General features: G+C 41.2%; 11 protein-coding genes and 1 pseudogene. 7 read left to right on the forward strand and 5 right to left on the reverse strand.

Going from position 1 to position 10,623, the window contains the following annotated elements:
* The 4 genes and pseudogenes from O9332_RS23725 to O9332_RS23740 all read left to right on the forward strand — a co-directional run.
* Window positions 1-131 (forward strand): annotated as a pseudogene (locus O9332_RS23725) (IS630-like element ISMae24 family transposase); the annotation flags it as partial.
* A gap of 15 nt (window positions 132-146) precedes the next feature.
* Window positions 147-530, forward strand: coding sequence for a TaqI-like C-terminal specificity domain-containing protein (locus O9332_RS23730; protein WP_288027669.1), 384 nt, complete (start codon window positions 147-149; stop codon window positions 528-530).
* A 449-nt stretch (window positions 531-979) separates the two neighbouring features.
* Window positions 980-2,041, forward strand: a complete 1,062-nt coding sequence (locus O9332_RS23735; RefSeq protein WP_288027664.1) for a CIA30 family protein — start codon at window positions 980-982, stop codon at window positions 2,039-2,041.
* A gap of 86 nt (window positions 2,042-2,127) precedes the next feature.
* Window positions 2,128-2,748, forward strand: a complete 621-nt coding sequence (locus O9332_RS23740) for a CPP1-like family protein (protein ID WP_288027665.1) — start codon at window positions 2,128-2,130, stop codon at window positions 2,746-2,748.
* Here O9332_RS23740 and O9332_RS23745 read toward each other — a convergent pair.
* Window positions 2,745-3,440: an HAD family hydrolase gene (locus tag O9332_RS23745; RefSeq protein ID WP_288027666.1), complete on the reverse strand. Its 696-nt coding sequence runs from the start codon at window positions 3,438-3,440 to the stop codon at window positions 2,745-2,747. The two genes, O9332_RS23740 and O9332_RS23745, sit on opposite strands and share 4 nt — an antisense overlap.
* 45 nt (window positions 3,441-3,485) lie before the next feature.
* A complete protein-coding gene (locus O9332_RS23750) occupies window positions 3,486-3,662 on the reverse strand; it encodes a hypothetical protein (RefSeq protein ID WP_196219862.1) in 177 nt (58 codons plus the stop codon).
* A gap of 191 nt (window positions 3,663-3,853) precedes the next feature.
* Here O9332_RS23750 and sds point away from each other — a divergent pair, with 191 nt between their 5' ends.
* Complete coding sequence (sds, locus tag O9332_RS23755; protein WP_002761730.1) at window positions 3,854-4,825, forward strand: solanesyl diphosphate synthase; 972 nt, start codon at window positions 3,854-3,856, stop codon at window positions 4,823-4,825.
* On the opposite strand, the gene O9332_RS23760 is transcribed toward sds, so the two are convergent.
* A complete protein-coding gene (locus O9332_RS23760) occupies window positions 4,822-5,367 on the reverse strand; it encodes a hypothetical protein (RefSeq protein WP_002761729.1) in 546 nt (181 codons plus the stop codon). The two genes, sds and O9332_RS23760, sit on opposite strands and share 4 nt — an antisense overlap.
* Before the next feature lie 261 nt (window positions 5,368-5,628).
* On the opposite strand from O9332_RS23760, the gene cimA reads away from it, so the two are divergent.
* Window positions 5,629-7,269 (forward strand): citramalate synthase, encoded by a 1,641-nt coding sequence (gene cimA, locus O9332_RS23765; protein ID WP_002761727.1) that lies wholly within the window; start codon window positions 5,629-5,631, stop codon window positions 7,267-7,269.
* A gap of 536 nt (window positions 7,270-7,805) precedes the next feature.
* Window positions 7,806-9,467, forward strand: coding sequence for a hypothetical protein (locus O9332_RS23770; RefSeq protein ID WP_288027667.1), 1,662 nt, complete (start codon window positions 7,806-7,808; stop codon window positions 9,465-9,467).
* Between the two features lie 176 nt (window positions 9,468-9,643).
* Here O9332_RS23770 and O9332_RS23775 read toward each other — a convergent pair whose 3' ends face one another.
* Both O9332_RS23775 and O9332_RS23780 read right to left on the reverse strand, forming a co-directional pair.
* Window positions 9,644-10,138: a hypothetical protein gene (locus tag O9332_RS23775; RefSeq protein ID WP_002761722.1), complete on the reverse strand. Its 495-nt coding sequence runs from the start codon at window positions 10,136-10,138 to the stop codon at window positions 9,644-9,646.
* Window positions 10,139-10,211: 73 nt separating this feature from the next.
* Window positions 10,212-10,623: RNA-guided endonuclease InsQ/TnpB family protein (locus tag O9332_RS23780; RefSeq protein ID WP_288027668.1), on the reverse strand; the 412-nt coding region annotated here is incomplete at its 5' end.

Below are 10,623 nucleotides of genomic sequence, written 5' to 3' on the forward strand. Positions count from 1 at the left end.
AAATATTATGGAGATTTTTAAAATATGAATGGATTGAATTTAGCGCCTATAAAGACCGAAAGAGCCTCCTCGCTTACGTTAAAAAAGTGCTGGACAATTTTGGAGGCGAGTATGTAATTAATTTTGCCTAGGTACTTAAGGAACTTATTGCCACATATGCAGACAAAGGAATTTACTACGAACAAACGATACATAGTTGCTATATAACAGACAAAAGAGTTAAAACAAAATATGTTTTAGGACTTTTTAATTCTGCCTTGTTCAAGTTCTATTATCAAAAAACAAATTCCCAAGGTGGTGATATTTTTCCACAAATAAGAATTTCATCGGTAGAAAAGCTACCGATAAAACTTGCAGACAGTAAAACACAAGAAACAATTGAAACTCTTGTTAACCAAATTTTAGCCAAGAAATCAGAAGATAATTCTGCCGACACCAGCGAGTTAGAAAAAGAGATTAACCAAATAGTGTATGAATTGTATGGATTAAGCGAGGAAGAAATCGGGATAATAGAGGGGGAAATAAAATAAATATAAATGTAGGGTGTGTTAGCGAAGCGTAACGCACCCAAAAGCATCCCAAAGGACTGACAAAAATTTGATCCCCCTAAATCCCCCTTTTTAAGGGGGACTTAAATTTGATACATTCGTTCTCATGAACTCCCAATCGAACTTTAAAACCCATCTCCGCGCTTCCCCTATACCTTCCTCTTACCTATTGCAAGAGTGCCTTATCTCAACAAGTAATTTAAATTCAGTACAGCTTACACCCAAAAGAATCTCAACCAAAATGCTTGACAAAAGCCAAGACTTGACTTATACTTTTTATATAATGGGAATCCGTGCCTAAATATATATAGGGGTTTTCAGAGAAATTAACGAGCGAAAGAAATAGGGACGAAAAGGAAAGCTTTGCCGCAAGGATTAAAGCTGGTTTGGTTAGACTAACTTTATCAGTACCTTTTGAGGAGAGAAAAGTTATGGCTGAGTCAAAAAGCTGGGATTTTCAGAGATTTTGGCAAACTCTAGACTATTTTGATAGTATTCCCCTGTGGAGTTGTCTGCAAAAGCTGCTCGGTTTCGGGGAAGATAAAAAAAATCAGGTAACAAATGAGCAAGGGATGAAGACCATTTTAGTCATTGGTGGGGAAAATGCGATCGGTAGAAAAGTAATCACCCAACTACAGCAGCAAAACTATCAAATCCGCGCTTTAGTCGATAATATCGAGTCTGCACGTCAATTATTGGCTGAAAATGTCGATTTATTTGCTCTGCAAACCCCGCAATTATTCACAGGGATTGAGAGAATTATCTACTGTCAAGGGGAGAATAACCGCCATAGTTTAGCTAATTTACTCGATTTATTGAAAAATGCTGGGATAACCGCCGAAAAAACCCTCTTTGACTTTAGCAATCCCAGCAGTGATATAAAAGAAATCTGGGGTGCGGTGGATGATGTGGTAATGGGAGGAGTGAGTGAGAGTCAGATAACCCTAACCGGAGGACGAGCGCTCTTTTCCGGTATCGTTAGAACTGAAAATAACGGCGGTTTTGCCTCAGTTCGTACCAGAAACCTGAATCCTCCCCTAAATTTATCTAACTACGAGGGAATAGAATTACAGGTACAAGGGGACGGAAAACGCTATAAATTAATTCTGCGCTGTGAAGGACGTTGGGATGGTATCGGTTACTGTTATTCTTTTGATACACTTGATCGCACTTGGCAAACGATTTCTATTCCTTTTGGCGATTTAATCCCAGTGCTGCGGGCCAAAACCCTGCGGGAGGCAGCACCCTTTGATAGCAGTAGCGTCTATGCTTTGCAGTTAATGCAGAGTAAATTCGAGTACGATGGGGCCTTAAATCCCCGTTTCTCCCCAGGATTATTTGCTTTAGAAATTGTCACAATTAAAGCCTACGGGGGTAAAAACCGCTTAATTATCGTTAAGGAAGGAGAAATCGCCGAAAAAAGCCTTTTAGATGCCAGTGGTTATCCCTACGAAGCGATCGATTCTGCTCAGATTTTCGCTAAACTTAATTAATTTAAATAAGCTTGCATCTCAAGTTAAACTACAGAACATCGGGTTAAGATCATGACTATCGGGAGCATAATTAAGGAGGTATGTTCATGAGTGAACAGAATCCCTACGAACAACTTGGGGTTACTGAAGAATCCTCTTTTGAAGAAATTCAAGAGGCCAAACAAAGACTGGTGCAACAGTATCAAAATGATAGCAAAATTGTCGAATTGATCGAGTCGGCCTACGATTCCGTCCTCATGGATCGACTGCGGATGCGACAGGAGGGTAGAATTAAAGTTCCCGATCGCATTCGTTTTCCTGAACGTCTGACGATTCCGGTGGAAAGTAAACCAGTTACTAGCAGCAAATCTCCTAACTGGTGGCGAAGCTCAATCGATACACCTTCTGCACGGGATATCGGTGTACCAGCAGTGATTTACGCTTGTTTAGGAGCAATAACGCTGTTAGTTCCCGATCCCAGTGGCTCCCTTTTACCGCTGCTCTTAGCTTTTGGCGTTTTCGTTAATATCTATTTTTTCAACCGCAAGGAAAAACGTTTTGGCCGCGCCTTACTATTCACTCTCGCTGGTTTATTGCTAGGAGTCGCTCTGGGAGCGGGATTAGCCAGTTTAGCGGCCAAGGCTGATTTGAACATTTTCGGTGATCGCCAAATTTATGCGCTCATCACTTTTCTAATCTTTTGGGTGATTAGTAGTTTTTTCCGTTAACCGAACGCTCGTAGGGATCCTAAGATCACGTCCACTGCTTCCCCAAGGTTATTGACGATATAATCAGGCTCGTAGCTTTCTAAACGGGAACGGCTGCGAATCCCCGATAATACGCCAATAACCTTAATATTTTGGCTTTTAGCGGCGGCAATATCCGCTTCCGTATCCCCCACCATCCAAGTATCGGCAGCCGCCGGCAGTTCTTTAGCGGCCTTAGCCATAAGCAGGGTTTTGTCGCGCACGTCGTTGGTTTTGGTGTAATTGTTATTTAGACAATAACGACGATTAGCGGCGAAAAAACGACCGATATCGTGGCGATTAAAGGCATGATCTAGCTCGGATACCCGCCGCATCGTCATCACGACTAAATCGATCTTTAACTCTTGGATTTTCTGGAGAGTTTCCAAAGAACCAACCACCGGGCGATCGTGGACAAGATAGGGTAAAGTATGGACAGTTTGACGACGAAGATGGGCAAATTTACGCGCTTGATCTTCATCTAATCCTGACATTTCCCCGATACGCTTCTCAGAAACCTGCTCCCGTTTTAACTGCCAGAATTCCGCTTTCGATAATTCCCCGATAATTTGACCTTTATAGGCGGTTTTCTGTAAACAGTCTTGATAAACTTGGTAATATCGCTCCGATACGTCCATTATCGGGCCGTCAAAGTCGCTAATTAGTCTCAACATCGTTCTAATACTTCTCGCTTTATTAATTTTTATATACAAGTTACCCTAGAGTCTTGACAATGACAAGAGTTTTGTCGGGAAAAAGATTAGGGACCAGGGAAGTGGGGTGTCGGGTGTGGGGTGTGGGGTGTCGGGTGTGGGGTGTGGGAAGTGGGGTGTCGGGTGTGGGGTGTGGGGTGTGGGGTGTGGGGTGTGGGGTGTGGGGAGGTGGGGGAATTTCAACTAAAACCCTAAAACCCTAAAACCCCAACCCCTCACTGATCACTGATTACTGATTACTGATTACTGATTACTGATTACTGATCACTGATCACTGATCACTGATGCTTCCCCTTCCCTAGTCTGGACGGTTAGCTTAAAATAAATGTAAGGATATGTAAACTTTCGTAACTATCTCGCCAATTGGCTAACCAATGATCCCAACAACTTCTTTATTCGCACCCGTTGACGATGATCTCCGTCTTTTGACCGATAACTTAAAAAATCTCGTCGGCGCTCGTCATCCCATTTTAGCGGCGGCAGCAGAACATTTGTTCGAGGCCGGTGGTAAACGCGTTCGACCGGCGATCGTGTTGTTAGTGTCTCGCGCTACTATGTTAGACCGGGATATCACTCCCCGTCATCGTCGATTAGCGGAAATCACGGAGATGATCCACACTGCCAGTCTCGTCCATGATGATGTGGTAGATGAGGCGGAATTGCGGCGCGGTGTTCCCACCGTTAACAGTTTATTTGACAATCGCGTGGCGGTTTTAGCGGGGGATTTTCTTTTCGCTCAATCCTCTTGGTATCTAGCTAATTTAGATAATTTAGAAGTGGTAAAATTGCTCTCAGAAGTGATTCGCGATTTTGCTGAAGGGGAAATTCAACAGGGAATTAATCGCTTTGATACCAGTATCTCCTTGGCAGCTTATCTAGAAAAAAGTTACTACAAAACTGCTTCTTTAATTGCCAACAGTGCCAAAGCGGCTGGGGTATTAAGCGAGCAATCAGCTGAAGTTAATCATCATTTATATAATTATGGTCGCAATTTAGGGTTAGCTTTTCAAATCGTCGATGATATTCTCGATTTTACCTCCCCTACGGAAGTATTAGGAAAACCCTCTGGCTCCGATTTGATCAGTGGTAATATCACCGCTCCCGCTCTCTTTGCTATGGAGGAAAATCCCTATATAGAAGTGTTAATTGAACGGGAATTTAGTCAGGAAGGAGACATCGAAAAAGCTCTTGATTTTATTCACTCTAGCCAAGGTATTCCTCGCTCAAAAGAATTAGCATCTCAATACGGACAAAGTGCCTTAAAACACCTTGACTGTTTAGCTTCTTCTCCCTCAAAAGAGGTGCTAATCGAGCTAGTAGATTACGTTTTGAGCCGAATTTATTAGGGAATAATAGTTCTCGCCGTAGCAATAGTCCAAGCATCGACTAATAATAAAAATAGGGTGAGAGTAAAAAGAATTCCATACATCCAAGGCTGAGAAAGGGGGCGAATATCAGTCATATCCAAGTTAGTTTTTTCCTCGATTATTTTGACCATGCGATTAAATCCCGCTACTCGCATCGGTAATAAATAGGCTTTTTCTGCGGAGCGATCAAGGAAATAATAAACTAAACCACCCTGTCCTGTACTGCGACATTTAAGTTCTTTTATATCTGTCCAATTTAACCACCAACCAGAGCGAAGAAAAGCGGGAAACCATTGGGGATAGGTAACTTGTATCCCTGTCTCTGATAAAATGACTCTTTCACTTAAAGCTCCGTATAAAGCGATTAATCCTAAGCTGATTCCTAACCAAAGAAAATTGGGATTAACGGGGGAATTAGTGACTTTTGCTAAAAAGGGTAAAGGGATGGTTAACGCCACATATAAACTTAATAAAGTTACCCGAATTACTGGTGATATCCGAAAAGTTATTGTCTCGTTCATTTGATAACCTTAATCAGTAAACAGTAAACAGTGAAAAGAAGGCTCCGAACTGGCCACTTAATACTTTAACACTTTAATACTTAATACTGTTCACTGAAAACTCAAAACTGATCACTGATCACTGATCACTGATAACTGAACAGAGATTTGCACCTCGATCGCAGGTGATTGTTTGACCGTAAACTGTTATTCTAGGCATTAGGGGCGTGATTTTAACTTGCTACAGTTATTAATTAATATTAACACTTATTGACTATTTCTATGAACAATGGTAAGCGCATTTGGGTCTATGACACTACTCTCCGGGACGGGGCCCAGCGAGAAGGTATTTCCCTCTCCCTCGAAGATAAAATTAAAATCGCCAGGGAATTAGATAGAATGGGTATTCCTTTTATCGAAGGCGGTTGGCCGGGCGCAAACCCTAGAGACGGTCAATTTTTCTGGAAACTGCACGAAGAACCCCTAAAACAAGCGGAATTAGTCGCTTTTTGTTCCACTCGTCGCCCCCATGTCGAGGCCCGGGAAGATCGGATGTTAACCGCCATTCTCGCCGCTAGAACCCGTTGGGTGACAATTTTCGGCAAATCTTGGGATCTGCACGTCACAGAGGGCTTAAAAACCAGTCTGGAGGAGAATTTAGCCATGATAGGAGATACGATCGAGTATCTACGCTGTCAGGGAAAACGAGTCATTTATGATGCCGAACATTGGTTTGATGGTTACAAAAATAACCCCGAATACGCCCTTTTAACCCTCAAAACCGCCAGGGCTGCCGGAGCAGAATGGTTAGTTTTCTGTGATACCAACGGCGGCACTTTACCCCAAGAAATCGCCCCCATTGTGGAGAAAGTGCGGGAGCAATTGGGCATCGATCCCGATGAGGAAAATGCGCCTCAATTAGGCATCCATGCCCATAATGACGCAGGAACCGCCGTGGCTAACTCCTTAGCGGCAGTTAACGAGGGCGCACGCATGATTCAAGGCACAATTAACGGTTATGGGGAACGCTGCGGCAATGCCAATTTATGTACTTTAATTCCCAATCTTCAGTTAAAAATGGGCTTTTCCTGCCTAGAAGAAAATCAATTAGGCCGATTGACGGGAACTAGCCGAAAAATCAGCGAAATGGTCAATTTAGCCCCGGATGATCATGCTCCCTTCGTCGGACGTTCCGCTTTTGCCCATAAAGGCGGCATTCACGTTTCTGCGGTGGCGAAAAATCCCCTAACCTACGAACATATTAATCCAGAAGCGATCGGGAATCAGCGCCGCATCGTCATTTCTGACCAATCGGGATTAAGTAATGTGTTAGCGAAAGCGCGCAGTTTTGGCATCGATTTGAATAAAGATGATCCCACCTGTCGGCAAATATTGGAACGTTTAAAAATCTTGGAAAGTCAGGGTTATCAATTTGAGGCAGCCGAAGCTAGTTTTGAGTTATTAATGCGGGAAGCTTTGGGACAGAGAAGCCACCTTTTTGAATTGAAAGGATTCCAAGTTTATTGTGATATGCTCCGGGATAGTGGTAATGCGATTGCGACAATTAAAGTACGGGTAAAAGAGGAAGATTTGTTAGAAGTGGCCGAGGGTAATGGTCCCGTGGCTGCTTTAGATCTGGCTTTAAGAAAAGCTCTAGTCAAATTCTATCCCGAAATTGCTAACTTTCACCTGACCGATTATAAAGTGAGAATCCTCGATAGTGGTTCGGGGACGGCAGCGAAAACTAGGGTTTTAATCGAGTCAAGTAACGGTCAACAAAGATGGACAACCGTGGGAGTGTCTAGTAATATTTTAGAAGCTTCCTATCAAGCAGTAGTAGAAGGAATTGAGTACGGTTTATATCTACTGCAAAACAATCAACTAGAATTATCGGGTCAATTTTGTCCTTTAGGGACAATTTAGGGAACAGTAATCAGTTATCGGTTATCAGGAGTCAGATTTGAGTTTTCACTGAACATTTAACTACTGACTCCTATCTCCTATGTCCTATCTCCTATCTCCTATCTCCCCTGCTCCGTTCTCCCTTATACCTTTTAAACAGGATTTAGTACAATCTCGCCTTGACAGAGTTTAAACACTGATATATTATCAGAAAGAATCCATAATTCTTCCAACAAGAGCAAGCAAGCTTAACTAGGTAGGCTCTTCGTTACTTTTTATGGTTCGATAGGGTGGCATAAATAAACTAAATCCTTATCTGGCAAGAGATTTAATTGATTAGTTCGCTCTAGATCAAAAACAATTGACAAAAATCGCCAAACGTTTTTCTCTATAAAGGTTCCGTCCCTTATAACCCCCGTACATTGCATAACAGAAACCGAAGAACCACTAGGTAATTCAATTGCTCAGCCTGTTGAAGCTGTAAATTTCACATAAAATATTTATTTATGACTACACAAGCTATAGGAAAATCAATGACGTTATTGAATAATAAATCATTGAAAATTACTACATTTTTAACCATTGCATTGATTACTTGGATCGCCCACTTTTGGTATTTTAATCACTTGGGTCTATACGAAGATGATTACGCTTTCATCGGTAACATACTCACCATGGACTTTTCCAGATTTGTTGACTCTGTTAAGAACATGAATTTAGCATTTTTTCAAGGTAGAGTTGTCGGCTTTAACATCCTCTTCTTCTCTGCATACTTTGCTGGAAAATTGGGAGGATTGCCGCTTATTTATATAAGTGCCTATCTATTGGCATTAACCAATAATATCCTCTTTTATCTATTTCTCCAACGTCTCTGGAATCAACCTATTTTTGTCCTGACGGGTACCCTTGCATTTACTTTATTTCCTGCCGATAACACTAGGGCTTTTCTCACTCATATTCACATTTTGCCCGCCATAACCTTTCTTTTACTCGCTTTTTTAAGTTATCTGAACGATAAAAAAATTTGGTCTTACCTATTGATTACTGCTTCTTTTCTTAGTTATGAGACCTGTTTTTTGCTGTTTATCACCGCACCTTTTCTAACCAAAAAGCCTCAGTCGGAGATATTTAAAGAATTAATTAAACATCTATTCATCTTAGGTACGATTTTCCTAGTGGTTTTAATTCTCAGAAAGTTGACTGGTGATAGCCGGGTTGGAGACTTAGATATAGCAACCGCTATTTTTACTCCGATTCGTCAAATAATTACCGGACCATTTGTCTGTTTAGGAACATTTGTCTATCGTCCTTGGCAAACTTTGCACAATCTCAGGGGAGAATTGTTAATTTTTGTGCCTCTTTCATTACTTATGTTGCTATGGCTATTCTTACAAAATTCTCGTTTTTCGGGACTGGATAGTGGGGAAAATTGGCCGATAATTAAACAGTTGAGCCTTTTGGGGATAAGTCTCTTATTCTTGGCCTATCCCTTAACTTTTACCGTTCCTGCTACCCTCATTAGTGGACGTGATTCCCGTGTTCATGCGGCTGGCGTGGTTGGAGCTTCTATTCTTGGGGGAATTCTTGGCTATTTGATTGTTTATTTAGCCAATAGTTATCGGCAAAAAAATCTTGCGGCTCTCCTCTTAGCGACTTATTTTTCTTTGTTGATTGGATTTGGAATTATCGTGCAACAGCAAAATAAACTAAGTTGGAAATATCAGCAAGCTTTTTGGGCTGATGTTATACAATTAGCCCCCGATCTGAGCGATGGACAAGTTATTTTAGTCGATGCTCCTAGTCTACCTTGGGGAAGTCAGTTGTATCCTTTTGCTTGGTCTATGCCCAGTGTAGTCGGTCAACTTTATCAATTTCCTTGGCAATGGAAAAACGTTCCTAAACTATATAAACTCAATCCTGATTGGCAGCTAAAAATCGCTGCCAATGGAGAAATAGCTTTAAATAACGACAATGGATTATTGTTCTTTTATTATCCCTGGGAACCCGCTCGCCAAGTTAAAACTTCGGAAATTATTTTGTTACAGGAAAAAGATGGGAAACTTGTCCGCACAACTACTCCAATTGTTGCAGGAGCTAAGAAATTTTCCTTTAAACCCCTGACTAATTCAACTATAGATTCTTTCGATAAAGGATATCTGTACGATTATTTAATCGCTCCTAACAATAAAAAATCTGTCAATTATTTTCAACCTTTTTAAGGTTAGTCAATGTCGAGTAAAATTTAGCCTTTCTGATTAAGTTTTTGCCGTCTTTAATCACTCTTTTATACCAATTCTCTCTAGGCAAATTACAGATTGAATCTAAGTCCCTCTTAAAAAGGAAAATTTAGAGGGAGCAAATTTTTGTAGTCAGACTTTGGAGCAGTTAAATAACCCTAGGATAATAATCTAGTAACAAAAGAATTTTGCCAACGACGGGCCAAGGCCCGTAGATACATATTAACGGGAAACTGATAATATTCGATAATTAACCAGAGTAAACAAATACCATGGCAAACAAAGGTTAAAATCGACCAAAATAGAGGCACCCATGACAAAGGACTCCCCTCGACCGGAGGAAAAAGATAGGCTCCCGTAGCCACAATTGCTGTGGGAAAAATCACAAATCCTAAACCGATAATTAAGTAAAAACCTGCCATCTCCATTCCTTCTCTCGGTAAACCCTGCCAATACTTACCATTCCAATACCAAGTTAAGGGTAATTGACTATCGGCCATTTTTAAAACTTGTTGTTCTAAATTAGCGGTAAAAATGTGTTGACAAAAGTTACAAGCATAGGCTTCCATGAGTGGTAAAGCGGCAATTTTACCATGGCGACAGACGGGACAAGAATAGGTATCGTGATAGTTTAATTGGGTTGGCTCGGTCATGGTTAATGTGAGTACGATTGACACTCCCGTCGCGCTTATGCGAGGGATTCTTGGTTCACTGACTCAAGTTGTCTTAGCAGGTATTTCTACCAACCAAAATAGAGCTTAAATCTCCCCAAGCGTTTAGGTCTAACGACCAGCTTCCGATATGCCCTATCGTAGCTTTTTTGAGTATATTCAAGGCCGCCATTTTGTCTCTATCTTCTATATACCCACACAAACAAACATGAGTTCTGGCTGATAGAGACTTTTGGATTAACCGACCACAATTAAGGCATTCTTGACTTGTATAGGCGGGATTAATAGCAATAGTTAGCCTGCCGTATTTAATACCAAAGTACTCAATCCATTTTCTCAATTGTGACCAACCAGCATCATTGATACTCTTAGCTAGTTTTCGATTACGCACAAGGTTCTTGACTTTTAAATCCTCGTAGGCTATCAAGTCGTTTGACTGAATTAAACGGAGTGCCAATTTTTTAGCA

Source organism: Microcystis sp. LE19-10.1B (assembly GCF_027530565.1).
Taxonomy (GTDB): domain Bacteria; phylum Cyanobacteriota; class Cyanobacteriia; order Cyanobacteriales; family Microcystaceae; genus Microcystis; species Microcystis aeruginosa.

Bases quoted from the DNA above. Each gene is read 5' to 3' on its own strand.
- O9332_RS23735 (WP_288027664.1), top strand. From the start codon at position 980: ATGGCTGAGTCAAAAAGCTGGGATTTTCAGAGATTTTGGCAAACTCTA.
- O9332_RS23740 (WP_288027665.1), top strand. From the start codon at position 2,128: ATGAGTGAACAGAATCCCTACGAACAACTTGGGGTTACTGAAGAATCC.
- O9332_RS23745 (WP_288027666.1), bottom strand. From the start codon at position 3,440: ATGTTGAGACTAATTAGCGACTTTGACGGCCCGATAATGGACGTATCG.
- sds (WP_002761730.1), top strand. From the start codon at position 3,854: ATGATCCCAACAACTTCTTTATTCGCACCCGTTGACGATGATCTCCGT.
- O9332_RS23760 (WP_002761729.1), bottom strand. From the start codon at position 5,367: ATGAACGAGACAATAACTTTTCGGATATCACCAGTAATTCGGGTAACT.
- cimA (WP_002761727.1), top strand. From the start codon at position 5,629: ATGAACAATGGTAAGCGCATTTGGGTCTATGACACTACTCTCCGGGAC.
- O9332_RS23775 (WP_002761722.1), bottom strand. From the start codon at position 10,138: ATGACCGAGCCAACCCAATTAAACTATCACGATACCTATTCTTGTCCC.